This window comes from Paenibacillus dendritiformis (assembly GCF_021654795.1).
Taxonomy (GTDB): Bacteria; Bacillota; Bacilli; order Paenibacillales; family Paenibacillaceae; genus Paenibacillus_B.
Map to the genome: position 1 here is coordinate 4,472,389 of NZ_AP025344.1, position 24,729 is coordinate 4,497,117.

The following is a 24,729-nucleotide window of genomic DNA, read 5'->3' on the forward strand; positions in this document are numbered from 1 at the left end:
TCATGCAAGTCGTCGTTGGAAGGAGAACCAACATGTTGAAATCAAAAGTGAGGCTCCACGTTGTGAGCGCCGGCATCTTGCGGGAAGACATGATCATGTTGGGCGACAGCTATGTCAAACAATGGAAAATTCCCGTAAACCATCCGATTACGATCCGCTTCGGTTCCTTCAGACAGAGCGTGACCGTATCCTCCGTTCCCAAATCTGACGGGCTCCGGATCAGTCACGCGCTTGCCCGCAATATGGGACTGTCGAACGGCGTTCCTCTGCGGTTGACGTATGCCCAACAGACGTTGAAAATCGGGCCGCTCATCGGCGTCCTGATCAGCCGGGATTATCCCGCCGTTCCGGATCGGCCGTTCGGCACGATTACCGCCTTCTGCCGGGAGATGGTCGATGCCTGCCATTCCCAAGGAGCCGTTGCCTGCTTCTTCACGCCGGAACATGTGAAGGACTCTCAACGGATACAGGCATGGGTGTATACCAAAGGATGCTGGCAGCTTACCAGCATGCCGATCCCGGATGTCGTGAACAATCGCTTGACGTCGCGATCTCTGGAGAACAAACCTAGCGTACAGCATTTCATGAAAGAAGTAAAATCGCGTTACCAGTCCCATGTGTTCAATGAAAAGTTTCTGGATAAGACCGAGGTGTTCGACGCGTTAAAGGCCAGTTCGGAGTTGACCCGCTACTTGCCGGAATCGCATCTGCTGCGCAGCTACTCTACCCTCAAGACGATGAGCGGACGCTATCAGACCCTCTTCCTGAAGCCGGCCCGGGGAAGCCTCGGCAAAGGCATCATCTGCATCAACCGTACCTCGGATAACGGGTTTCAAGCCCTTTATTCCAATATTAGCGGCACCAAGCGCCAGAACTTCAGCAGCTTAACCAAGCTGTTTTCTACCCTGTCCGGGAAGCTGAAGACGAACCGCTACCAGATTCAACAAGGCTTGAATCTGATCGATTATGCCAAGCGTCCAATCGATTTCCGGGCCCTCGTTCAGAAAAACATACACGGCCGCTGGAGCATCACGTCTATCGTCGCCCGAACCGCGAGCACACAGCATTTCGTGTCGAATGTGGCGCGGGGCGGAACGCTCAGCACCGTCAAGGAAGCCGTCGGCCGATCGAATCTGCCCTCCGGGGCGAAGAACGATATCGTGGGCAAGCTGCAGCGGGCGGCGCTTGATATCGCGAAGGGGATCGATACGCATATTCCCGCTCACTTCGGTGAATTGGGAATTGACCTGGCTATCGACACGTCAGGGAAAGTGTGGCTGCTTGAAGTCAACTCCAAGCCTTCCAAAAATGACAATACTCCACTGAACGTCAACCGAGTCCGTCCCTCCGTCCGCAAAACAGTGGAATATGCCCGGTATTTATCCGGATTTTGAGGAGGTGACAGCGAAATGATGAAGAAGCGAACCGAGCAGCCCGTCATCGGCGTTCTGCAGAATGAATCGACCGGAACGCCTCCCTTCACCGAGCCTCAATATTGCCGGAGGCTGTGTCAAGCCGGACGCAAACACGGCGTCCGGGTCATCGTGTTCTCGCCCGAATGGGCCGATCTTGCTTCCGGCACTGTGAACGGCTATGTCTATGGCGACCACCGCTGGGAGCCCTGCACTGCCGCATTGCCTCCCCTGGTGTACAACCGGTGCGTATTCTCAGGCGGAAGCGCCGGGGCCAGAACGTCAGCCGCCCTCGCCAAGCTGCTCCGGAGCAGACGCACCGCTCCGTTGGGGGTAGGCTTGCGGGGCAAGTGGGACATCTACCGCTCCTTATCCGCCGAGTCCGGCCTGAGCGCGATTCTTCCTCCCACTCACCTGTACCAAAGCAAGCGCAGCCTCGCTGCGGCGCTGTCCCGTTACGGCGGAAGCCTGTTCCTGAAGCCCCATGCCGGGTCCCAAGGGAAGTCTGCGCTCCGGGTTCAGCATCACCGGAAGGCACAGCGCGAAGCCGGAAGCGACGCCCCCGTGCTGCAAATCGCAGGACGCGATCAGCGCAACCGCCCGCTAACGAAGCAATTTGAAGATGCCGAGGATGGATTCGACTGGATTGCCAGCTTTATCGGCAGACGAACCTTTGTGATGCAGCCCTGCTTGTCCCTGCTGACGCAGGCGGGCGAGCCATTCGACATTCGTGTGCTGATGCAAAAAAATGACCGGGGCCGCTGGGCGATGACCGGCATGGCCGCACGCATCGGCACCCCTGACAGCATTACTTCCAATCTCCATGGAGGCGGGCGGGCCGTGTCTGTCCTTCCATTTTTGAAGCGCGAATACGACCCGGAGCGTGCCGAGCAGCTCATGGAGCAGCTGCAAGCCTATAGCGAGCGCATTCCCCCTCTACTTGAAGCGCGACACGGGCGTCTGATGGAGGTCGGTCTGGATTACGGCATTGATCGGGAAGCCCGCATGTGGCTGCTGGAGGTCAATTCGAAGCCGGGCAGGACGGTTTTCCGTCAGACAGGCGAGCGGGAAGCCGCTGTGAAATCCGTGGAAAATCCCATCTTGTATGCGCGCTATGTATTGGGTCGACATCTTAGGAGGGTAAGTCCATGAGTTTGACGGTATGCAACGTCCACTTAACACCTAAATCCGAAAAAACAGTGTATCTCTCCAGCACCTTAATGAGGCAATTGAAGCTAACCGGCAAAAAATCTGTCCGGCTTCGATTGGGCAAGGCGTCAATCCCCGCTACGGTGAAGCCGGTGAAGCGTCCAGGCAACCATGTCATTATACCGGCCGGCCTTCGTTCCTTTGTCCGTGTGCCCAAATCCGGCATGGTCTATTTGCGCAACGATCAGGAAGGCGATCTGCAATTGGGGCCGCTCATCGGCGTCTTATCGGATTCCGCGCTGCGCACGCAGTCGCATCCATTTGGCAGCCGAACCTCGTTCATTAAGCAGATTTTGCGAACCGGCAATAAGAAAGCCTTCGTCTTTGCCTTCACTCCGCGCGATATCAATTGGCAGAACGAGACCGTCTACGCCTACTTCCTATCGGAATCCGGAAGTTGGATCCGGCGAACCGTACCGCTCCCGGATGTCGTATATAACCGGCTGCCGAGCCGGAGGGCAGAGACCACGTCCTCGATCCAGCAGCTGCGGGAACGGTTCGTTCGCCGGAATATCCCTTTTTTCAATTGGAGCTTCTTCAAAAAATCCGATATTTACGAGTTGCTGGAAAACGATCTGGAAGCGAATCTCCACGTGCCGGAATCGGTGATGAACCCGACGCCGGATACGATTCGCGACATGCTGGAACGCCATCACTTCGTCTACTACAAGCCGACTTCGGGAAGTCTCGGCATCGGCATCTACCGGCTCACCTTCCTGCCGAAAAAAGGCTATTTCGTACGCTACACCGTAAACGGCAAAAACACGCTGCTCCGCTTCAAGAATTTCTCCAGCCTCATCCGCATGCTGCAAGGAAGGCACGGCCGTTCGCTGCGCAATTATGTCGTGCAGCAGGGCGTCCGGCTCATCGAGATCGACGGCTGTCCGATCGACTTCCGCTTCCATATGCACAAAAACGGGGAGAATGACTGGACGGTTGTCGGAATCGGCGCCAAAAAAGCAGGCAAAGGCAGCGTGACCACCCACGTGAAAAATGGCGGACAACTGATGACGCCGGAGCATGCTCTCCAGCGGATGTTCGGTGACAGAGCCGACGAAGTGCTTGTCAAAATGAAAATGGTAGCGGTCGATCTGGCCAAGGCCATTGAACGGAACTATCCTCATCTGCTCGGCGAGCTCGGCTTCGACCTCGGCATTGACAAAGATGAGCATGTATGGATGTTCGAGGCCAATGCCAAGCCTGGACGCTCGATTTTCAAGCATCCATCCTTGCGCATAGAAGGACAGTCCTCGATTGAACATATCCTGGATCACTGTCTGTTCCTTAGCAAATTCCGCAGGAGGGATCCGATGTGAGTGGCATAGGGCAAGATCATCTGCCGATCGTCGCCATTCTGACGATCGAGGATGCCAAGGAGAAATTCCGGGGCAATCGCGACAACTTCCTGGATATTTTGCGCACGGGCAAGGATCTCGGCTTTACCGTATATATCGTGACCGTGAAGGATCTGAAGCTCGGCGCCAAGCGAATCGCGGGCTACACTTACAACGAAGATAAACAGACCTGGGAACAAGAATGGTTCCCGCCTCCACGCATCGTCTACAACCGCATACCGCTCCGGGAGGATGAGAATCAGCCTGCCGTCCGCCGCAAGATCGAGGAGATTTTGGAGCATCCGGGGATTCGCCTGTACAATCCTTACTTTTTCAACAAATGGCAATTGTTCGAATGGTTGAAAAAATCGAGGGCCACCCGGCCCTTCATTCCCGCCACGCGGCGGCTGCGCACCGCTGTCGCTCTGGCCAAAATGCTGAACAAACATCCCTATCTGTTCCTGAAGCCGGAGACGGGAAAAGCGGGCATGGGCATTATGACGCTGCGCGTCAACCATACGAAGGCGATGAAGTTCCGCCTCAAGACCCAGGACAGAAGACGAAGCGCCCTGTTCAAGTGCGCCACGATCTCGAAGCTGTGGGGCCGGATACGCAAGCAGGCCGGTACCCATAATTATATCGTCCAGCAAGGGATTACGCTGGCTACGGTGAACCGGCGGCCGTTTGATTTGCGGGTTCTGGTGCAGAAGAACAGCAAAGGCCAGTGGGATATTACCGGTGTCGGCGCGCGCGTCGCCGGCTCTTCCAGCATAACGACCCATGTTCCCCGCGGCGGAAGCATCGATGATCCCGAGAAGCTGCTGAGCGCGAATTTCGGCGTCGAACAAGCGCGGAGAACGATGGCCCGCACCAAAAACGCGGCTATCATCATCGCCCGGCAGATCGAACGCGGCTCCGGGCATACGCTTGGCGAGATGTCGATGGATTTGGGCGTGGATACGAACGGCAGCATCTGGTTCTTCGAAGCCAATGCGAAGCCGATGAAATTCGATGAGCCCCATATTCGGAGACGCTCGCTGGAACGTATTTTCCAGTATTCGGCTTATTTATCCCGAACCAGCGGATAACGTCAAAGAAGGTGAAGACGCTTGGATAAACCCGTTCTTGGCATTTTGACGCTTTATTTAAATGAGCAAAAGCACTTGGAAGAACGGCATATTTATCAGAAGATGATCGTGGCAGGGAAAAAGCTGGGGTTGACGGTCTTCGTGTTCACCCCGCAGGATGTCGATGAACAGCACAAGCGAATCAACGGGATGTGGTACCACCCGGAGAGCAAGCGCTGGATACGCAAATGGACCCGCTTCCCGACCATGATCTTCGATCGGTGCCGCATTCAGAAGAGCTACCGATTCGAGCAGTTGAAGCGGTTCCGCAGCAAATACCCGAAGCTGCTGTATCTGAACCGTCCGCTCCGCAATAAATGGACGATCTACCAGGTGCTCTCCACAGTCCCATCCCTTAAGAAATATCTTCCCGACACAAGACTGTATTCGGGGATACAGGATGTGCAGCGCATGCTGAAGGAGCGGCCGCTGCTCTACCTGAAGCCGGTTAACGGCACGGGAGGGCGCGGCATTCTTCGCATCCAGCGCATTCGCTCCTCGGACGGCGTGGTCTATGTCGAGGGAAGAGATCATCAGCGGCAGGTCATCCGGCCGCAAAAAATGACCTACTCCCAACTGGCTTCACGGCTAAGCTCCTGGAAAGCGAACGACCGCTATCTCATCCAGCAAGGCATCGCGCTCAAGCTGCCGAGCGGCCGCGTACATGATTACCGGATGCTCGTTCAGAAAAACGGCTCCGGCGTCTGGTCGGTTACCGGCTGCGCCGGACGCGTCGGACCGGTCAACAGCATCACCTCGAATCTTCACGGGGGAGGCCAGGCTGTGCGAATGGAGGAGCTGCTGTCGCAATGGATAGGCGACAAGACGCGCATCCTGCACATCCGCAGGGAAGCCGAAGCCCTCAGCCTTGAGGTGGCCGCCTTCCTCGAGAAGCGATATGATGCCCTGTGCGAGCTGGCGCTCGATCTCGCCATCGACCAGAAAGGGCGCATTTGGCTGCTGGAGGTCAATCCGAAGCCGGCGCGCGAAGTGTTCCACCGCATCGGCGACAAGGAGACGTACCGCAAGTCAATCATCCGCCCGCTCGAATATGCATCCTGGCTGTATCGCAAAAAGGCGGGCATCAAGCTGCCGGATTCCGGCAAAGCCACACAGCCTCAGGAAGAGAACAAGCCGGCAGAGAGCAATCCGGCTGATAAGAAGGACGCTTGAATTCGGGAGCGTCCATCACATACGACAGGCGCAGACTCGGAGAGCTGCGCCTGTGGCGGTTAAGAAGCTGTAGAGCGGTATAAGTCCAACAACTCCTCGAATTGGCGGATGATGACATCTGAACCCTGGAGCTCCTGCTCCTGTCCAAAGCCGGCATATTGGCAGCCGATGACGGACAGCCCGTTCTCCTTTCCCGCTTCCACGTCAGAGGAGCGGTCCCCGACCATCCAGGCCGAGTCGATGCCGTGCTCCGCCTTCAGGAGCCGCACCAGTTCCACCTTGGTCGCGGTGCCTCTTCCGCCCGCGCTGTACAAGCCGGCGAACAGCTCGTCCAGGCCGAAGGTCTTCACGATCGCCTGTATATATTCCTCCAGCCCGTTGCTTGCGACGAACAGCTTCACACCTTCGCGCCGCAGCTCGGCCAAGGTCTCCTTCACCTGCGGATACAGCTCCGCGATGCCTTCGTTCAATCCGGACAGCTCATATTGCAGCAGGAGCTCGTCCGCGCGGCGGTGCGCCTCCGGGCTTCCTTCCGGCATAACCCGCTTCCAGATATCCGCCAGCAGCATGCCAAGCGATCCGAGCATCAAATCTTCCGGCGGCGTCGGTCCCTCGTGAAGCTTCTCGCTCCGCAATGTATCGAATACGCGATGGTATGCCGTTATCAACAGCGATTCCGTGCGGAACAACGTTCCGTCCATATCGAAGATCATCGCTTCCGGCCGCGGCAGCCGGTCTGCCCGCACTATGTCCATACTCACAGCAAGTCCCTCCATTTGTCGTCATAAAATAAACGGTCAGTGAACCCACTATACCATACACGGCGGCAGAACTGGAGCGTTTTCCCTTATTCTTCTCTTTAAAATTATGTAACGGCTGCTGCCCGTTCACTTGTGGTACGGCTTCATTTCGGATAACATCATAGTACAGCATGTTACACGGAGGCGAACCGATTTGGAACAAGTGATTATTATAGGCGCCGGACCTTGCGGGCTATCGGCCGCGATTGAATTGCAGCGCAGCGGGTGGGATCCGCTCATCATCGAGAAACAGTGCATCGTTCACTCCATCTACCGTTATCCGACCCATCTCCAATTCTTCAGCACGCCGGAGCTGCTGGAAATCGGCGGCATCCCGTTCGCGACACCGAATGAGAAGCCATACCGTCACGAAGCGCTTGTCTATTACCGCAGAGTATCGGAGCAGTACGGGCTCCGCATTCGCTCCTATGAAGAGGTCAAGGATATCGCCAAGGGGGAAGACGGCATCTTCACGCTGCATACGGAGACCCGCAGCGGGGAAGCGCTCGCCTACCGCAGCCGGCATGTCGTCATTGCGACCGGCTACTTCGATTATCCGAACCTCCTGGGCATCCCGGGCGAGGATCTTCCGCATGTCACCCATTATTTCCAGGAGGCGCATCCATACGCCGGCATGAAGGCCGTCATCATCGGCGGCAGCAATTCCGCCGTCGATGCCGCGCTTGAATGCGAGCGGGTGGGCGCCCAGGTAACCATCGTCTATCGCGGAACGGAGATCTCCGGCAATATCAAGCCATGGGTCCGCCCGATTCTCGAGAGCAAGCTCGCCAAGGAACGAATCCATATTCGCTACGATTCTCGCGTCGTCCATATTGCCCAAGATCGGGTACGCATTGAGCGGGGCGACGGCTCGACAGAGGAGCTGAGCACTGACTTCGTGCTTGCCCTGACCGGCTTCCGCCCGGATCGCAAGCTGCTGGAATCGAGCGGCGTCCGCATGCAGGACGATCAGGACAAGCCCGTCTACGATCCGGAGACGATGGAGACGAACGTCCCTGGCCTGTTCGTCGCGGGCGTTATCGCATCGGGCCGCAATGCCAACGAAGTCTTCATCGAGACCGGCCGCTACCATGGCCGGCTGATTGCCGATTATATCGGCCCCAACCCCGGCGCCGCGGAACCCCGCGCGAGCCACTGAGCCGTTCGGCCCCGTATCGGACGGAGTGCCTCGGTCCGCCAACGGACCCGCCTCCGTCCTCTTGGACGGAGCCGGCCCATCGCCCTTTCATGAATACTCGTCCATCTCACTGCACCAGGACCTTTTGGGAATCATGCGGTCGTCGTTGGTCCAGGCATCGTCCGTGAAAGCACACGTGTGATCTCCATGGGCTAGGCCGCCTTGCAGGCCACGTCCGTGAATCGTGAAGAGACATGTTGCTGTGCCATGCGGCCAGGAACTTTCATCGTCAGGGGAAGCCTAACTTGCCCCGCTTTATCCCAATATCCCCTCCAGTCAGTGTGGCCGTGTGGTCCGGCTTTTTGCGCCATTCTCCCAATGCTTCAGGACCTCCTATTCTGCGGCTCTTTGCTTCAATATCCCCTCCAGTCAGAGTAGTCCTCTTCCCGGCTCTTTGCGCGATTCTCCCATTGTCTCAGGCTGATGCCTATCATTATTACAATCCATCTGTACTTTTTCGAAATCAAAGACACTCGTACCCGTCACACCTTGTTCCCATTTTCGAGCACGGCCGTAGACTTGACCTGAATCATTTGGAGATTGGTCAAAAAGCAAGGCCAGTCCCATTCCAATGCCCTGAACAGCTCATCCAACTTCCTGACTGACGGGGAGAGCAGCTATAAAGAAGCCAACACCCATACCCCTTCCCTGAACCGACCGCATCCAGCTTCCCGATCGACTGAGAATTTGGTATTATGCGAGATCATGCTCTCTCAAATAAAAAAAGCGGATTGCCAACTGGCATCCGCCTGATCGAATCGAAATATAATCCAAGCTGCGGCCTAATCCGCCAAGGCTGGCATGTGGGCCGTTCTCGCCTTGAAGTCGACGCCCTTGTAATACATGTCTGCGACGAGCAGGTTCGGTCCGCAGCAGGCGGCCGCCGGGCAATGGCAGTCGACTGTGCGGGAGAGCGGGTGGTCCTGCAGCCAGGAGTTGAAAATATCATCCAACCGGCTCTCGTAAATGCTGCCGAAGGCCGGGATGTCCGCGAAGTCGGTCACGAAGACATCGCCGCTGAACAGGTTGACATTCAAGCGGTTGCGCCCGTCGGGATCGTTCCGGAGCGTGACCATCGGCTCGGAGCGGAGGCGCCGAAGGAGCTTCTGGTCTTCTTCGTTTGTATTGCAGGCGAAGAAAGGAAGCGTCCCGAACAGCATCCAGATATCCCGGTGACGGGTATCTAGCAGCCGATGTATCGACTGTCTCAGATCGGAGAGCGGGAGCACCGGAAGATTCTGCGCGAACGAGCTTGGGTACATCGGATGCACCTCATGGCGCCGGCAGCCCATCTCGACGATAAGCTGATGAATCTCGCTCAGCTTGGTGTGGGTGCGGTAGTTGATCATCGATTCGGCGGAAATATACATTCCCGCCTCGCTCAGCCGCTTCGTGTTGTCGATCATCCGCTCGTACAACCGGGATGCGGCCCCGGACTTCACCTCATGGCTTGTATGGGTGAATCCGACGGCATGGAAATCTTCCATGCACGTATAGTTGAACGAAATGTGCATGACGTCCAAATAGGGAGCGACCAGTTCATAGCGGCCGATGTCGAAGGTCAGATTCGAGTTGATCTGTGTCCGTATGCCTCGCTCGCTGGCGTATTTCAAAATCGGAACGATATAGTCGGTTACGGTCTTCAGATGGAACATCGGCTCTCCGCCCGTAATGCTGAGCGTCTCCAGATGCTCGACCTCGTCGAGCCGCTTGAGCATGAGGGAGAGGGGCAGCTTCGGCGGCTCGCTCATCACAAGCGTGTGTCCGACCGCGCAATGCTCGCAGCGCATGTTGCACATCTGCGCCACCGTCATCTCGACGCTGGTCAGGACATGGCGGCCGTACGCCCGCAGCGAGCGGATGGGATCCCAAGGATCGTACGCCGGGCTGATCTGTTGCTTTTCCTTGACTCGTTCCATTGCTAGTTGATTCATGCTACATTCCACCTTATTTTTTCCATTAACCTGTTGTCTTGGATATCCATCTCCACCGCGTGCAAACAAAGACCATCCCCCGCCTGCCGCTCAGCTAGAGGCCAGCGCATGCAACGGGAGCGCATAATCCGGGCGAAGGGGGCCATTCGTCCGGCCCATAAGCGATTAAGCCGCATTCTTCTCCCTGCGCCGGAACCGCTTGGGCGCCCACCAATTGGCCCGCCCCATCAGCTTCATCAGGGAGGGCACGAGGAAGATGCGGATCAGGGTCGCATCAAGCAGAACGGAAGCGGCCAACCCGAGGCCTATTGCTTTCATCATCTCATTATCCGTGAAAATGAAGGCCCCGACGACGACAATCAGAATGAAGGCGGCACTCGTAATGATTCCGCCGGTCTTCATGAGTCCGTCGGCCGTGCTGTGCTCGTTATGTCCCGTACGCTCGTATTCCTCGGCAATCCGCGACAACAGGAAGACTTCATAATCCATCGATATGCCGAATACGACGCAAAATATGATGACCGGCAGCATCGCAACCACCATGCCGGTCGAGGTGACCTGGAACAGATCGGCCAAATATCCGTGCTGGAAAACAAGCACGACGATGCCGAGGCTCGATCCGAGACTCAAAATGTTCATCAGCACCGCCTTCAATGGAAGCAAAACCGAACGGAAGGCGATGAACAATACGAGGTAGGTCACGATGAGGATGAAGACGACGACATAAGGAAGCGCCCCCGTGATGCGCTCGATGATGTCAAGTTGGACCGCCGGTCCGCCGGTTACATATTTGGCGGTCATTCCGCTCTGAAGCTCCCAATTCCGCAGCCTGTGGACGAGATCGCGAACTTCCTGCCCTTCCGTGTCGCCATCGGGAATCACTTGCATGACGATAAGCCGCTCCTTCGCCAGATGGCTGGCCTCCAAATGAGCGCGCAGAGAAGGATTCTTCAACGCCTCCGCCTTCGCCTCCGGGCCTGCGAGCCCGCTCATCAGGCTTGCGTAACTGTCGACGCGCCGCACTCCCTCCATCCGGCTGAGCTCGGCCTGCCAGGCTTCCGCTTGCCGGATCGTCCCCGCCTCCATATAGGGCCGCTCCGTGCGCAGCGCGACGAGGATCGGATTAAGTTCCCGCTTGTCATATGCTTCGTTAAGCAGATCGGAGCCGGCGCGCGACTCGTACTTCGGCGGCAGCATTTCCGCGTCCGGAATGCCGATATTCATGCCGGCCATCGGCAGCGCCAGGCCGCTCAGCAGGACGAACAGGAGGAGGACAACCGTAATCGGCCTCTTCATGACGCTATGCGCGATTCGCCGCCAGAAGACGCTCCCTCCGCCTTCATCCCGGCTTCGGAACCGGGCCGGAATGACCGGAAAGCGATTGATGCGCTCGCCGAATACGCCCAGCAGAGCCAGCAGCAGGGAGTTGCCTACGATGACGGACAACGTCACGACAAGTACGCCGCCCAGACTCAAGGAACGGAACAAAGCCAGATCGATGAATGCCATCGCCACCAGCCCGATCAGCACCGCCACCCCGGAAAAGAAGATCGAGCGCCCCGCCTTCTGGGCGGTCATCGCCACCGCCGCTTCGACCGAGCTCTGCCGCCGCAGCTCTTCCCGGAAGCGGCTGACCATGAACAGCGCATAATCTATCCCGACGGCAAGCCCAAGCATCGTGACGACATTCGGGAGAAAGTTGCTGAGCGAATCCGTCGCGAACGAGATGAAGTAGATAAGACCGAGGGTCGCGGTCACACTAACGACACCGACGATGAGCGGCAGCAAGCCGGCCAGCAGCGTGCCGAAGACGGCAAGCAGGACGACGAGCGCAATCGGCAAGCCAATCAGTTCCGACTTGACAATGTCCCGCTTGCTTGCCACCTGCATATCGTAATAGACAGGGGTCGCTCCGCTGACATAGGTGTCGGCCTGCGGAAGATCCGGGATCCGGCTGCGGATCTCCGGATATTGCTCCAACGCTTCGTTCGTATCGAGATCGAGTATGACATGGACGGCGACGACATCCTGCCGCGCATCCTCCTTCCGCCCTTCCTCCCGAACGCGCACGTCACTCACGTACGGCTCCTGCTTCAGTCCGGAAAACCGCTGTTCTATCTGCCTCAATATGTCTTCCGTCATCAAGGAGGAGCCATCCCGGCTCTCGTAGACGATATCCATGGTCGTCGAAGAGATCCCGACCTCGCTGCGCAGAAGGGACAGCCCCTGGTCCGATTCGCTGCCGGCTGGCGTAAACCCGTTATCCTTGAGCATCGAAGGAACCTGCAGGGCCAACAGAGACATGGCCAAAAAGAATACCGTCCAACCGATCCACACAGCGTGCCGTCGACGGTATACCCATTGTCCCCATGTCCAAAAAAAGCCGCGGCTGTCCGTTTCCCGCACGTTTGTCGCCCCCTGCCCACTCTTATTATAGCTTCATTGTAAGCTTCCCGAGTGGCGGGGTCAATTTTGGACGTGCGAGCCGACGATCGTCACATTCAGCGACCGGGCCAGATCGACCTCGTACGGCACGGCGAGCTCTTCTCCCTCGGGCCCGGTCAAGATTCGCACGATCGGCCGCTGAGGATATTCCGAATGAATGCGGGCTACGACGCCGGTCTCCCCGGTGCTCAGGCGGACGGACATCCCGATGGGATAGACGGCCAGCCGATCGCGGAATACGGCGAGCATCGATGCATCATAGAGCGTATCCGCCCCCGTGTACAGCAATTCCAACGCGACATGGGGCAAGGTAGCTTCCTTATACACCCGATGCGATGTCATCGCGTCATAGGAGTCGGCAATCGCGACCCATTTCGCATACTCATGAATCTCATCGGAACGAATGCCGCGCGGGTACCCGCTTCCGTTCAGACGCTCATGATGCTGGAACGCGCAATGGGCGGACAGCAGCGGAATATTCGGCTCCTCCTTCAGGATGAGGTAGCCGAGCTCGGCATGCCGCTTCATCTCGGCAAATTCCTCATCCGTCAGCTTGCCGGGCTTGTTCAAAATATTCAGATCAATCTGCGTCTTCCCGATGTCATGAAGCAGCGCGCCCATGCTCAATACCCGCTGCTCTTCCTTTCCATACCCGTGATGGATGCCAAGCAGCGTCGTATAAATGCAAACATTCAACGAATGCTGGAACAGGTAATGATCGGTCGTCTGCATATCGGTCAGCATAATCATCGCGTCTTCGTGACCGGACAGCTCGTCGATAATCGAATCGAGTATGCCTCCAAACGCTTTGCCGATCGGCGAGGGCGGCCGCGGCTGCTTCCGGGATGTCGATTCATTCATCATCTGCTTGAACTGGCGCCGGATCATGACCGCCGCTTCCCTGCGCGTCTTCTCGCTCAACAGCGAAGGAGCTTCGATGCCTTCCGTCCGGTTATCCTCAATGTACACATAAGAGATGCCCATCTTCGCGAGCCGGTCAATATATGCTTCGGACAACTGTACCGCCTCGCCCAGCAGGACGAGGCCTTCTTCATTGAAAATTTTTTTCGCTAGCCGCATGCCGGGACGGCAAGCCTGAATTGGCATCCAACGCACACATGGTCAACCCCTGCTGTTTTCTGATTTGGCAACCTCGATTTCCTCTGCTCGTACGACTCTATCAGCTACTCTATCATAGCAAAAATGCCGCCGCGCGCGAAGAGGCGAATGTTGTTTTCTGTCGACTCCAGGAGCTTGCCGCCGGCAGAAGCTGCCGGACGGTGACCGCCGGTATTTGGCATCGCCGGTTTATCGTAAAATGAAGAACCAGAACAGTCCGGCAAGCACGAAGCGGTAGATGGCAAAATGGCGGAGCCGAATGCGCTGGATATGCTTCAGAAAGGTGACGACCACGAGATACGCCACGATGAAGGAGACGATGAAGCCGAGAGCGAAAAATCCGATAATATCGAGGCTGAGCATGCGATACCCGTCGATCAGTTCGTAGCCGCTCGCCAAGAACATAATGGGAATCGCCATCAAAAAGGAGAAGTCGGCAGCCGCCCGATAGCTGACCCCGCTCAGCATGCCCCCCGACATCGTCGAGCCCGAACGGGAAAAGCCCGGAAAGACGACAGAAAGTATCTGGTACAGTCCGATCAGCAGCGCCTGCAGGTATGTAATGTCGTCCATCGTCTCCGCGGCCGCCTTGCGCCGGGATCCGAACCATTCCGCGACCCACATGAATACGCCTCCGCCCACGAGGGCCCACAATATGGTCGCGGTATTGTCGAACTGGCTCTTGATGTAATCCCTGGCGAAGTAAGCGACGATGAGCGCCGGGCCGATGCCAAGCGCCACATGCACCAGATTGAGCTGCTTCGTGCGGACATGCCCCTGCGCCACCGTTCGGCTCCGCAGTCCGAGCATGCCAAGAATCCGCTCCCAGTACACAACCGTAATCGCGAGAATCGCGCCCAACTGGATGACGATTTCGAATGTCTTCAGAAAATCCTCCTGTTCGGCAATGCCCATAAGCCGGGTCGTCAAAATCATATGCCCGGTAGAGGAGACCGGGATAAATTCCGTCAAGCCTTCCACGATGCCCAAAATAACCGCAATCCAAATATAGACCATGACAGGTGTCCACCTTTCCCGACTAACGATAATGGACAATCGTGAGCCGCTCCTCGCGGCAGCGGAGCACTTCCTCCGCCTTCCGCAGCTGGACGGCCAAAATATCGCGCAGCATCTCCGGCAGGAAAAATATGATATCCTGTCCATTTTTCAAGCTCGGATAGCCTCCGCCAAATACAAACATGTCGATCGTGCCGACGACGAGCCGATCGGTATCCGCTACTTCCCGTCCATCGAGCCGCAGCCGAATCCGCTCCTCGTCCGGGCCGCGACTCCATTCCACCTGCAGCCGGTCGACGCACAGCGTGCCAAGCTGGCCACCGCGGAACCCGTAGCCGCGGACGACCCGGCCGTAAGCATCCTCATGCAGGCTCTCCCGGATGGCCTGCTTCACGTCCGCGCCGGATAGATGCATCCGGACTGGATTGATGGGGGAAGGACATAGCTTATGCAGCATGCCCGCGGTTACCGTTCCGGCCGGCAGATCCCCAAGCAATTGACCGGCATTGACGAGGCCGATATCCGCCCCGGTATGATCGCGAAGCGCTTGAGCCAGCAGCTGACCAAGAGGAGACGGCCGATCGTAGCGCACGGCGAGCGGCTCCGCGACCTGAGCGACAGGGACGGACAGTCTCCGGGCTGCCTCGGCCCTGGCCTGGAGCAGTTCGCCCTCCACGCTCGGATCAGGCAGCTCTTCGGTCACCGGGATGCAGCGCACCGCCAGCTCCAGTTCGCCCGAAGGGGCCCGACGGCACTCGGCCACGCCCAGATGGCCGCCGTATTTCCCCGCCGCCAGCAGCCAGGTCCGCCCCACTCTATGGCCGTCCGGAAGCAGATGATGACTGTGTCCGCCGAGAATAAGATCGATTCCTTCCGTCTCTTCGGCCATTTTCATATCCGTCGTCAGCCCGCAGTGCGACAGGACGACGAGCAGATCGACGCGGGGACGGAGAACGGAGACCGCCTCCTGCACCGCGGCTATCGGTTCGCCGACCTCCCAACCAAGCAGGCGGTAGTAGTCGGCGTAGGGCGCCGTAACACCGACGATGCCAATCCGAATCCCGCCCCGCTCCAGCTCGGCCCACGGCTTCAGCCATTCCGGACGCTGCCCGGTGCTCAGCGCGGCGACGTTCGCTCCCAAGACGGGAAAACGGGCATTGCTCCGGTATACTTCCCCAAGCCGATCGGGCACGAACGTCAGCCCTTCATTATTGCCGATCACGGCGGCATCGTACCCTAGCCGGTTCATAAGCCGCACATTGGCCGCGCCATAGGTCCCCTCCGTCTCCATATAAGCCCGGTCCATATGATCGCCGCCGTCCAGCAGCACAATCTTCTCCGGGCAATGCCGACGGTAACGGTTCATGAGCGAAGCCAGGCGGGCCGCCCCGTCCCAATGGCTGTGAATATCGTTCGTATACAGCAATAGAATCGAATCTGATGTATTCCTTGGTAGCGACGGCATCGTATCCCCATCCTTCCCTTATCTCCAGAATGGCGTGCACAGATTAGAATAGCATGTGTCCGATTCGCGTGGCTACAGGGAGGTGAGGCGGAAGAATGACAGCAATCGAGGCCGAACGGAGCGGTTATACAAGCCCTACTACTCTGTATACGAGCGGGGGGCCGATTTCATGACCGATAATTTTTAAGTAAAATGGGAAATGCTGTTGTCACGTTTCGATGAAGTTGATATGATTACGGTACATATGTTGTCTATTTTTGGCTAGGACGGTGAATGAACGTGAAGGTTCATGTCTTAAGCGTGACGGACGGCGACATCGTGGCGAAGGATATTTTTAATTCCCACGGTCTTCTTGTGATCTCCGCCGGAACGAGATTGAAGGAGAAGGACATCGCCCTGCTCCTGCGGCATCATCTTGATTATATCGACATTGAAGAAAAAAAAGCCGAATCGATGACAACGCTTCCACAACTCGCATCCGCATCCGGATCGGATCGGCTGCAGTCTTCCTACAGGGAAGCGGTTGGCGGAGTCGAGAATTTATTTTATGAGGCGGCTGCCCATGGTCATATCCAAGACGAGCAAGTGGAAAAGACCTTGACGCCGCTGATTCATCAGATTAAGGCGGAACGGGATGTCGTCTCCCTGCTCCTGATGATGGGAACGGAAGAGGATTGCGCCTACCAGCATTCGGTGCAAGTCGGAATGCTGTCCTATTATTTGGCGAAGTGGCTCAATTATAATGAGACGGATGCGGTGCGCGTTGGCAAGGCCGGCTTCCTTCATGATATCGGCATGGCCCTGGTGGATGCGGATACTTCATCGCCGGCGAGGGGAATTCCGGGCGAGGAAGAAGCCGAGAAGCGGAAAAAGCACACCCGCTTCGGGTGCGACTTGCTTCGGGGGACCTATGAAGACGAATGGCTGTATCTGGCCGCGCTGCAGCATCACGAACGGATGGATGGAAGCGGTTATCCGCTGGGCCTGAAGGAAGACGAGATTCATCCCGTCTCCCGTATCGTCGCCATCGCCGACGTGTACAGCGAGATGACCTCGGCCTGCAGCGGCCTGCAGAAGCAGAACCTGTTCTGCGTATTGCGGGAACTGCACGCGATGAGCTTCGGCCAGTTGGATCCTACGATGACCCATACCTTCATCCGGAACATGGTTCCGAACTTCCTCCACAAGCAAGCCCGGCTCAATGACGGCCGGACGGGTGTCATCGTGATGTCGAATCAGACCGAACTGTTCCGCCCGCTCGTGCAAATCGATCAGGAGTTCGTCGATCTGGCGCAGCGAAGACAGTTGGAAATCGATCATGTGTACATGTAACTTTTATACTTTTTATTTGCGGGGCTTTTTCACTTCTCCCTTGACCCGGTGCGCCATCAATTCGGAGACCGTGACCATGGAGTAGCCCCGCTTTTTGAGTTCCGGCAGAATCGTCTTCAAGGCCTCCACCGTCTGCGAACGGCCCTCTGCGAAATCATGCATGAGCACGATGTCCCCATTCCGGGCCGAATTCAGTACTTTATTGACGATGCGCTGAACCCCGGGCGAACTCCAGTCCTTTGTGTCCTGGTGCCATGACCACATGACGATGCGGTAATCGTTGGCACGGGCGACATCGACGAGCTCTTGATTATAATAGCCTCCAGGCGGTCGATACAGGTGAGGGGCCGTCCCGGTCACCTGCTTGATGAGGCGGTGCGCCTTCATCATATCCTCCTCGATCTCGGCGGCCGATATCCCGCGGCGAAAATATTTATGGTAATAAGAATGGTTCCCGACCTCATGTCCTTCACGTAGGGTGCGCTTCACCAACTCCGGGTTATCCTTCACCCGCCATCCGACCAGGAAAAAGGTAGCCTTGGCTTCATGCTTCTTCAGGAGCTCCAGAATGGCAGGCGTATTTTTCGGATCAGGACCATCGTCAAATGTGAGGGCAATCCGCTTGCCGGCTGACGGCACCTCCCAGACGATATCTCCCCGTTCCTCAAAATAAGCCCGATCTTTGCGTATCGGCTTCCCGGCGGCGTTCGCCGGCATTGGCTTGATCGTCCCTCTCGCTCCGGCACCATGCTGTCCCTGCTCGGCAGCCTTACCGCCGGCGGCTCTCCCCGCAGCCTCCCCCTTATGTACATTCGTCTCCGCCGTAATGAACAGCAGGGCCATTGCCGCAAAGCAGATCATCCCTGCTCGTGCCGCTCGTTCCAGGCGTTTCCTTACGCGATTCATGTCGCTTCCTCCTTCATAACAGCTGTCGAACATCCTCTGCGGTGCCCAAAGCGCCGCAAGCATTGAAGATTCACTTATTATGCGCCGGCGGAGGGAAGACATTCATGGGGAACCGAATTATGAAGGATTCTGCGTCTGCGGATGGAGTTTGGGAGAGATGGCTGCGCATAGGCTTTCCTCCCAAACATAGCATTTCCAGTTCCTGTGCGTTCGTCATGCAACGGGAAAAAGAAGAGTTGCCTCTGCCGTGAGGGGGAACGCGTTTGAATAAAGCGAGCGGCTTGTGTGGTTGCAGGCTTGTCCGGTATCTTCCCCTGCTCTCCCGCCTTCCGTAAATGATGCAAAAATACAGGAATTCCACAGGGTTCGATCATTGGAAAAAGATATCCTGCAAAAGTGCGGGAATTTAACACATTTTCACTTGTTTAGGGGTCGTCTGGGAGAAAATGATGTATTGACGCAGTATTTTTGTGAAATCTCGGATTCGCTAGCTGAAAATGCTGCCTTTTTGCAGGATTGGGGAGCAAAACTCATAAGGCTATAGGTAAGTAGCTTGAAAATTGGCGGCTGGTTCATCCCTTTAGAACTCATTTGTCCTATCAACCATCCCAAAAGGATGATCGGGATTGCATCTCCAAAACAGACCTCCCTTTACAGATGTCGAATCGCATAATATGTGCTGCGTACATCTGCCATATAAAGACAACCCTTGCCACAATCACTGCTGTGACATCGTTTATCACATGAATCCCATCACATACTTATGCGGGCAAAAAGTGGGCTGAATTATGGGCTGAACCGCGGCGAAACTTTGATATTGCTCTCCCTGCAGCTTTCGCCCAATCATTTAAAGTACTTTCTCATATTGTAATTTAGCAAAGGGGGTGGCTTGAATGAGACGTCGTCGGAGAAAAAACATCACTGTTATTCTACACCGTGGGCAAAGAGTATTGGTGGAGTGCAAAAAACGTAAAAGACATTTTTGGTAATTCCTCATTTTTGTGGAGCACCCGTCGAACCACAGCTCCACCCCGCATAACCCGCAAGAAAAAAGCCTCGGAATCGTCCAGGGCTCTTACCGTACTACGTTTGATTTGCAGTACTAAATAGCCCTGCTGAAGAGGCAGGGCTTATCATTAAGTTTCTCCATGGGTATAGACGCAGGTCTTACAAGATACATGCACGAGAAACGATTACAAGCAAGATAAACAGCACCAAGATTACCCCCGTGGAAGTCCAGAGACCTCCGAGGCCACACGAACCTCCAACAACACCGCTCATAAGGCAACCTCCTCTCTTCTAGGTACTCATGGACTGAGACGGGTTTTGACTTGGCTTAGACCCGCAAGTGAACCATGAGCGCAGGGATGCAACGCCGATGTTCATCTTAGTAGATAAATGCACGAGAAACAATAACAAGCAAGATAAAAAGCACCAAGATTACACCAATAGAAGTAAATCCTCCGAATCCACAAGAGAAGCCTCCAACTTCACCCATTCCAGCAACCTCCTTTCGCTAGGTTCATACTCATAGTATTGAAGTTGCGGTCGTTGTGACTTGGCTCTACCCCATGTAGAAATAAATAGGCTTTGTCCGTTGAAAGGACAAGCGGTGCCGATCGAAAACGCCCGTCACGGAATCGTAACGAGCGTTGGTTCGATGTAACGACCAGATAGATCGGTGATATATGCGTAATTGAAGGGGATTCGTAGTCACACATGATCCAGAAAATAGAAAAAGACACACTTGACCTGCATGCCCGTTATCTGGCGAGATAAAAAATACGTGGGCAAAACATGGCCAAGTGCGCCTTAATTCCTCTAAAAACCGCGTAGCATAAAAGGTTAACCGATAGATCCTTCCATCTCCAATTTGATGAGACGGTTCATCTCAACCGCATATTCCATTGGCAATTCTTTCGTGAACGGCTCGATAAAGCCCATGACAATCATCTGGGTCGCTTCGTCTTCCGTCAATCCGCGGCTCATCAGATAGAAGAGCTGATCCTCCGACACCTTGGATACGGTCGCCTCATGCTCCAATTGAATATTGTCATTCATGACTTCGTTATACGGAATCGTATCGGACGTGGATTGATTATCCATGATGAGCGTATCGCATTTGACATTGGCCTTGGAGCCTTCGGAATTCCGGCCGAAGGACGCGATGCCGCGATACGTTACTTTGCCGCCGTGCTTCGAGATCGACTTGGATACGATTGTCGATGTCGTGTCCGGCGCCAGATGCAGCATTTTCGCGCCTGCATCCTGGTGCTGGCCTTTGCCCGCTACCGCGATGGAGAGCACCGAGCCTTTGGCTCCGCGGCCCTTCAAAATAACGGCCGGGTATTTCATCGTCAGCTTGGAGCCGATGTTGCCATCCACCCATTCCATGTTCGCGTTCTCTTCGCAGACCGCGCGCTTCGTAACCAGGTTGTAAATATTCGGGGCCCAGTTCTGAATCGTCGTATAACGGACGCGGGCGTTCTTCTTCACGATAATCTCGACGACCGCGCTATGCAGCGAGTTCGTGCTGTAGATCGGAGCCGTGCAGCCTTCTACATAGTGCACAAAGCTGTCTTCGTCGGCAATGATGAGCGTGCGCTCGAATTGCCCCATGTTCTCGGAGTTGATGCGGAAATACGCCTGCAGCGGGATTTCGCATTTGACTCCCTTCGGCACATAGATGAAGCTGCCCCCGGACCATACCGCGCTGTTCAATGCAGCGAACTTGTTATCCGCCGGAGGAACGACCGTGCCGAAGTGCTCCTTGAAAATTTCCGGATGCTCGCGCAGGGCCGAGTCGGTATCCATGAAGATAACGCCTTGCTCTTCGAGATCCTTTTGCATGCTGTGATAGACGACTTCGGATTCATACTGCGCGGATACGCCGGCCAGGAACTTCTGCTCCGCTTCCGGAATTCCCAGCTTGTCGAACGTCTCCTTAATCTCCGCCGGCACTTCCTCCCACGTCTTGCCCTGCTTCTCGGAAGGACGAACATAATATTGAATATCATCGAAATCCAGTTCATTCAGATCGCCGCCCCAACGCGGAAGCGGCATTTTCTCAAATTGCTTCAGCGACTTCAAGCGGAAATCAAGCATCCAGTCCGGCTCCCCCTTAATCTTGGAGATTTCCCGGACGATTTCCGGAGTCAATCCTTTGCCGGATTGGAAAATCGATTGGTGATTATCGCGAAAGCCATATTTATATTCCTCAAGTTCTGGCATTTCTTTCGCCATGGTGCATTACCTCCTCCGTACGTTATCCACGTACATTCTCGCCGTTATTTCGTCGGCTCTTCAATCCCTTTGCGCAGCGCGTTCCAGGCCAGCGTCGCACATTTGATCCGGGCCGGGAATTTGCATACGCCAGACAGTGCTTCCAGATCTTCATATTCGTCGAATGCCACGTTCTCGCCTTTCACCATGGAGGAGAACCGTTCAGCCATCTCAATCGCTTCTTCCAACGTTCTGCCCTTGACCGCATCGGTCATCATCGAGGCGCTCGACATGCTGATCGAACAGCCCTCCCCGGTAAAGCGGGCATCGACGACTTTATTATCCTCTACCATCAGCTGCAAGGAAATGCGGTCGCCGCAGGTCGGATTGTTCAATTCGATCGTTACCGCATCGGAATCGAACGTACCGCGGTTGCGCGGCTTTTTGTAATGATCCATGATGACGCGCCGGTACAAATCATCCAATTGCATCGCTGAAATACTCCTTTGTTGCCCGCAAGGCTTCTGCCAGACGGTCGATGTCTTCCTCCGTATTATACAGATAGAAGCTTGCCCGTGCCGTCGCGCTTGCCTTGAGCCAGCGCATCAGCGGCTGACAGCAATGGTGGCCCGCGCGAATGGCAATTCCCTTCGAATCGAGAACGGTCGCCACATCATGCGGGTGAACATCATCCAGATTGAAGGTAACGAGACCGATCCGGTTCTTCTTCGGACCGTAAATCGTTATCCCTTCAATCGCGGAGAGCTGCTCGACCGCGTACTGCGCCAGCTCATGCTCGTGAGCGGCAATCGCGTCGAGGCCGACCTCTTCGAGGAACTTGATCGCCGCGGCCAAGCCGACGGCTCCGGCAATGATCGGCGTGCCGCCCTCGAAGCGCCACGGGATCTCCTTCCATGTCGACTCATACAAGTCAACATGGTCAATCATTTCGCCGCCGAACTCGATAGGCTCCATCATGTTCAGCAGCTCTTTCTTGCCATATAATGCCCCAATTCCTGACGGACCGCACATTTTATGCCCGGACAGCGTGTAGAAATCGCAGTCCAAGTCCTGAACGTCAATCCGCATATGCGGCGTGCTCTGCGCCCCGTCGACTACCATCACGGCGCCGTGACGATGCGCGATGGCCGCGATCCCCTTCACCGGATTGATAACGCCCAGCACGTTCGAGGCATACGTGACCGTGACAATCTTCGTCCGATCCGTCACGGTCTGTTCCACGTCCGCCAGGTCAATCGTTCCATCCTCTTGCAGAGGAATATATTTCAACGTAGCGCCGGTCGCTTTGGCAACCTGCTGCCACGGAATGAGATTGCTGTGATGCTCCATCGGCGTCAGCACGATCTCGTCGCCTTCCTTGCATACGGAGCGGGCATACGAGGAGGCTACCAGATTCAACGCCGTCGTCGTGCCGCGGGTGAATACAATCTCTTCCGAATGCCGGGCGCGAATGAACCGGGCTACTGTCTCGCGCGCTCCTTCATAAGCATCCGTTGCCCGGGAACCGAGCGTATGCACGCCGCGGTGGACGTTCGCATTGTCCCGTTCGTAATAGTCCTGAACAGCACGGATAACCGCTGCCGGCTTCTGCGAAGTAGCCGCATTGTCCAAATAGACGAGAGGGTGACCGTTAATCTCCTGATTCAGTATCGGAAACTGCTTACGAAGCTCGCGCCCTATCATTGTCCTAACTTCCTTTCGATGTAGCGGCGCAGCAGATCCTGCAGATGCTCATTCGGCAGTTCGGCCACGACCGGAGCCAGGAACCCGCGAATAATCAGGTTCTCCGCCTCCTCCTTGGATACGCCGCGGGACATCAGGTAATAGACTTGCTCCGGATTGACCTGCCCGGCCGAAGCGGCGTGTCCTGCCTTGACGTCATCCTCATCGATGAGAAGGATCGGGTTGGCGTCGCCGCGGGCTTTCGGGCTCAGCATCAGCACGCGTTCGGTCTGCTGTCCGTTCGCTTTGGAAGCGCCCTTCTCAATCTTCGTGATTCCGTTGATGATGGAAGAGGCGGATTCGCGCATCACGGCCCGGGTAATCATATCGCTCTCGGAACTGAGGCCGATATGGACGGCCTTCGTCGTAATGTTCAGCTTCTGGTCTCCGTTCCCGACGCAGATAACCTTCGCATCGGAAGTGGAGCCGTTGCCCTTCAGAATCGAGCAGGTGTCGGAAGCTCCATTGCCGTTGTTCATCTCGCCGACGACCCACTCGATCCGGCCGTCATTCTCTACGATGGCGCGGCGGAACGAAATATCGGTCGCCGCTTCGCCGAGATGATGGATCGAAGCGTAAGTCACCTTCGCGCCCGGCTTCACGAACACTTCAACCACGCCGTTGTGCATCACCGGTTCGCTCAACGCGCCGGACACGTAATTATCAACGTAATTCACCCGGCTGTTCGCATCGGCCACTATCAAGACATGCGGCGCGAACGTAGCCTTTGAATCATCGGTATAGAACAAAGCTTGCACCGGTACGTCCACTTCCACATTTCGAGGCACGTACAGGAATACGCCGCCATTCCAGAGCGCCGCATGCAGCGCCGCAATGCGGTGCTCGTCAGCTTTGACGGCCTGCATCAGATAGGGCTTCACCAGATCTTCATGCTCGCGGGCCGCCGTATGCAGGTCCGTGAAAATGACGCCTTTGGCCGCCAGCTCGGCATTCAGCTTGCTGTACGCGACCGCGGAATTATGCTGCACCAGCACATTTTCCGGCTCCGCGCCTTCGCCGAATACGGCTCGGGCGCCTTCCGGGAGGGCTGCAAAGCTGTCAGCCGCCGCGCCTTCCGCATACTGCCCGTATGCATCGAGATCCCAGCGGTCGATTTTCGTTTTCTCAAATATCGGGTTATCCAGTGCTGCCGCCTTGTCCAAGGCCTGCAGCCGGAACTCGGTCAACCATGCCGGTTCATTATTGCGGGCGGAAAGGTTGGCTACCGCATCCCGGTTCACTGGTAAAGTTATTTGCGTGCTCATCGGTTCCATCGCTCCTCCTGTCAATCGA

Annotated in this window: 20 protein-coding genes; 7 read left to right on the forward strand and 13 right to left on the reverse strand. The window is 56.2% G+C overall.

Features of this window, described 5'->3' with window-relative positions; genetic code table 11:
- Positions 1 to 32: 32 nt before the first annotated feature.
- From L6439_RS19865 to L6439_RS19885, 5 genes are read left to right on the forward strand one after another with little or no spacing between them, the layout of a single operon-like run.
- Positions 33 to 1,394, forward strand: coding sequence for a YheC/YheD family endospore coat-associated protein (locus L6439_RS19865; protein ID WP_168180488.1), 1,362 nt, complete (start codon positions 33 to 35; stop codon positions 1,392 to 1,394).
- A 15-nt stretch (positions 1,395 to 1,409) separates the two neighbouring features.
- Positions 1,410 to 2,564, forward strand: coding sequence for a YheC/YheD family endospore coat-associated protein (locus tag L6439_RS19870; RefSeq protein ID WP_213469558.1), 1,155 nt, complete (start codon positions 1,410 to 1,412; stop codon positions 2,562 to 2,564).
- The gene (locus tag L6439_RS19875) at positions 2,561 to 3,937 is read left to right on the forward strand and encodes a YheC/YheD family endospore coat-associated protein (RefSeq protein ID WP_213469559.1); all 1,377 of its coding nucleotides are present in this window, start codon (positions 2,561 to 2,563) and stop codon (positions 3,935 to 3,937) included. Before L6439_RS19870 ends, L6439_RS19875 begins: the two co-directional genes overlap by 4 nt.
- A complete protein-coding gene (locus tag L6439_RS19880; RefSeq protein WP_213469560.1) occupies positions 3,934 to 5,043 on the forward strand; it encodes a YheC/YheD family endospore coat-associated protein in 1,110 nt (369 codons plus the stop codon). Before L6439_RS19875 ends, L6439_RS19880 begins: the two co-directional genes overlap by 4 nt.
- A gap of 21 nt (positions 5,044 to 5,064) precedes the next feature.
- Positions 5,065 to 6,255, forward strand: a complete 1,191-nt coding sequence (locus L6439_RS19885; RefSeq protein ID WP_237096552.1) for a YheC/YheD family endospore coat-associated protein — start codon at positions 5,065 to 5,067, stop codon at positions 6,253 to 6,255.
- A 59-nt stretch (positions 6,256 to 6,314) separates the two neighbouring features.
- On the opposite strand, the gene L6439_RS19890 is transcribed toward L6439_RS19885, so the two are convergent.
- Entirely contained in the window at positions 6,315 to 7,010 is a 696-nt protein-coding gene (locus L6439_RS19890) for an HAD family hydrolase (protein WP_168180500.1), read from the reverse strand.
- A 199-nt stretch (positions 7,011 to 7,209) separates the two neighbouring features.
- Here L6439_RS19890 and L6439_RS19895 point away from each other — a divergent pair, with 199 nt between their 5' ends.
- The gene (locus tag L6439_RS19895) at positions 7,210 to 8,214 is read left to right on the forward strand and encodes a YpdA family putative bacillithiol disulfide reductase (RefSeq protein ID WP_213469561.1); all 1,005 of its coding nucleotides are present in this window, start codon (positions 7,210 to 7,212) and stop codon (positions 8,212 to 8,214) included.
- A gap of 821 nt (positions 8,215 to 9,035) precedes the next feature.
- Here the strand turns inward: L6439_RS19895 and yfkAB are convergent.
- The 5 genes from yfkAB to L6439_RS19920 all read right to left on the reverse strand — a co-directional run bounded on the left by yfkAB (position 9,036) and on the right by L6439_RS19920 (position 16,233).
- Positions 9,036 to 10,187 carry a radical SAM/CxCxxxxC motif protein YfkAB gene (gene yfkAB, locus L6439_RS19900; RefSeq protein ID WP_213469562.1) on the reverse strand — a complete coding sequence of 384 codons (1,152 nt, stop codon included), beginning with the start codon at positions 10,185 to 10,187 and terminating at the stop codon, positions 9,036 to 9,038.
- A gap of 165 nt (positions 10,188 to 10,352) precedes the next feature.
- The gene (locus L6439_RS19905; RefSeq protein ID WP_213469563.1) at positions 10,353 to 12,593 is read right to left on the reverse strand and encodes an MMPL family transporter; all 2,241 of its coding nucleotides are present in this window, start codon (positions 12,591 to 12,593) and stop codon (positions 10,353 to 10,355) included.
- Positions 12,594 to 12,653: 60 nt separating this feature from the next.
- The gene (locus L6439_RS19910; RefSeq protein ID WP_172878812.1) at positions 12,654 to 13,739 is read right to left on the reverse strand and encodes an HD-GYP domain-containing protein; all 1,086 of its coding nucleotides are present in this window, start codon (positions 13,737 to 13,739) and stop codon (positions 12,654 to 12,656) included.
- A gap of 201 nt (positions 13,740 to 13,940) precedes the next feature.
- Complete coding sequence (locus L6439_RS19915) at positions 13,941 to 14,768, reverse strand: undecaprenyl-diphosphate phosphatase (protein WP_168180480.1); 828 nt, start codon at positions 14,766 to 14,768, stop codon at positions 13,941 to 13,943.
- Between the two features lie 22 nt (positions 14,769 to 14,790).
- Positions 14,791 to 16,233: a bifunctional metallophosphatase/5'-nucleotidase gene (locus L6439_RS19920; protein WP_213469564.1), complete on the reverse strand. Its 1,443-nt coding sequence runs from the start codon at positions 16,231 to 16,233 to the stop codon at positions 14,791 to 14,793.
- 273 nt (positions 16,234 to 16,506) lie between these two features.
- Here L6439_RS19920 and L6439_RS19925 point away from each other — a divergent pair, with 273 nt between their 5' ends.
- Positions 16,507 to 17,565, forward strand: coding sequence for an HD-GYP domain-containing protein (locus tag L6439_RS19925; protein ID WP_213469565.1), 1,059 nt, complete (start codon positions 16,507 to 16,509; stop codon positions 17,563 to 17,565).
- Between the two features lie 12 nt (positions 17,566 to 17,577).
- Here the strand turns inward: L6439_RS19925 and L6439_RS19930 are convergent, their stop codons facing one another.
- The 7 genes from L6439_RS19930 to sufD form a co-directional block, all read right to left on the reverse strand.
- Positions 17,578 to 18,471 (reverse strand): polysaccharide deacetylase family protein, encoded by an 894-nt coding sequence (locus L6439_RS19930; RefSeq protein WP_213469566.1) that lies wholly within the window; start codon positions 18,469 to 18,471, stop codon positions 17,578 to 17,580.
- 1,167 nt (positions 18,472 to 19,638) lie between these two features.
- A complete protein-coding gene (locus L6439_RS19935; protein WP_237096553.1) occupies positions 19,639 to 19,752 on the reverse strand; it encodes a sporulation protein YjcZ in 114 nt (37 codons plus the stop codon).
- Positions 19,753 to 19,858: 106 nt separating this feature from the next.
- Positions 19,859 to 19,969 (reverse strand): dihydroorotate dehydrogenase, encoded by a 111-nt coding sequence (locus tag L6439_RS19940; protein WP_168180476.1) that lies wholly within the window; start codon positions 19,967 to 19,969, stop codon positions 19,859 to 19,861.
- A gap of 347 nt (positions 19,970 to 20,316) precedes the next feature.
- Positions 20,317 to 21,714, reverse strand: coding sequence for a Fe-S cluster assembly protein SufB (gene sufB / locus L6439_RS19945; protein ID WP_213469567.1), 1,398 nt, complete (start codon positions 21,712 to 21,714; stop codon positions 20,317 to 20,319).
- 44 nt (positions 21,715 to 21,758) lie between these two features.
- A complete protein-coding gene (gene sufU / locus L6439_RS19950; protein ID WP_213469568.1) occupies positions 21,759 to 22,184 on the reverse strand; it encodes a Fe-S cluster assembly sulfur transfer protein SufU in 426 nt (141 codons plus the stop codon).
- Positions 22,171 to 23,397, reverse strand: a complete 1,227-nt coding sequence (locus L6439_RS19955; protein ID WP_168180473.1) for a cysteine desulfurase — start codon at positions 23,395 to 23,397, stop codon at positions 22,171 to 22,173. Before L6439_RS19955 ends, sufU begins: the two co-directional genes overlap by 14 nt.
- A complete protein-coding gene (sufD, locus tag L6439_RS19960; protein ID WP_172878798.1) occupies positions 23,394 to 24,701 on the reverse strand; it encodes a Fe-S cluster assembly protein SufD in 1,308 nt (435 codons plus the stop codon). The genes L6439_RS19955 and sufD overlap by 4 nt, the downstream gene beginning before the upstream one ends.
- Between the last annotated feature and the right edge of the window lie 28 nt (positions 24,702 to 24,729).

What these genes read in the sequence shown, in the direction of transcription:
- L6439_RS19865 (WP_168180488.1), top strand. Translation starts at nt 33, where the DNA reads ATGTTGAAATCAAAAGTGAGGCTCCACGTTGTGAGCGCCGGCATCTTG.
- L6439_RS19870 (WP_213469558.1), top strand. Translation starts at nt 1,410, where the DNA reads ATGATGAAGAAGCGAACCGAGCAGCCCGTCATCGGCGTTCTGCAGAAT.
- L6439_RS19875 (WP_213469559.1), top strand. Translation starts at nt 2,561, where the DNA reads ATGAGTTTGACGGTATGCAACGTCCACTTAACACCTAAATCCGAAAAA.
- L6439_RS19890 (WP_168180500.1), bottom strand. Translation starts at nt 7,010, where the DNA reads ATGGACATAGTGCGGGCAGACCGGCTGCCGCGGCCGGAAGCGATGATC.
- yfkAB (WP_213469562.1), bottom strand. Translation starts at nt 10,187, where the DNA reads ATGAATCAACTAGCAATGGAACGAGTCAAGGAAAAGCAACAGATCAGC.
- L6439_RS19910 (WP_172878812.1), bottom strand. Translation starts at nt 13,739, where the DNA reads ATGCCAATTCAGGCTTGCCGTCCCGGCATGCGGCTAGCGAAAAAAATT.
- L6439_RS19915 (WP_168180480.1), bottom strand. Translation starts at nt 14,768, where the DNA reads ATGGTCTATATTTGGATTGCGGTTATTTTGGGCATCGTGGAAGGCTTG.
- L6439_RS19920 (WP_213469564.1), bottom strand. Translation starts at nt 16,233, where the DNA reads ATGCCGTCGCTACCAAGGAATACATCAGATTCGATTCTATTGCTGTAT.
- L6439_RS19925 (WP_213469565.1), top strand. Translation starts at nt 16,507, where the DNA reads ATGAACGTGAAGGTTCATGTCTTAAGCGTGACGGACGGCGACATCGTG.
- L6439_RS19930 (WP_213469566.1), bottom strand. Translation starts at nt 18,471, where the DNA reads ATGAATCGCGTAAGGAAACGCCTGGAACGAGCGGCACGAGCAGGGATG.
- L6439_RS19935 (WP_237096553.1), bottom strand. Translation starts at nt 19,752, where the DNA reads ATGAGCGGTGTTGTTGGAGGTTCGTGTGGCCTCGGAGGTCTCTGGACT.
- L6439_RS19940 (WP_168180476.1), bottom strand. Translation starts at nt 19,969, where the DNA reads ATGGGTGAAGTTGGAGGCTTCTCTTGTGGATTCGGAGGATTTACTTCT.
- sufB (WP_213469567.1), bottom strand. Translation starts at nt 21,714, where the DNA reads ATGGCGAAAGAAATGCCAGAACTTGAGGAATATAAATATGGCTTTCGC.
- sufU (WP_213469568.1), bottom strand. Translation starts at nt 22,184, where the DNA reads ATGCAATTGGATGATTTGTACCGGCGCGTCATCATGGATCATTACAAA.
- L6439_RS19955 (WP_168180473.1), bottom strand. Translation starts at nt 23,397, where the DNA reads ATGATAGGGCGCGAGCTTCGTAAGCAGTTTCCGATACTGAATCAGGAG.
- sufD (WP_172878798.1), bottom strand. Translation starts at nt 24,701, where the DNA reads ATGAGCACGCAAATAACTTTACCAGTGAACCGGGATGCGGTAGCCAAC.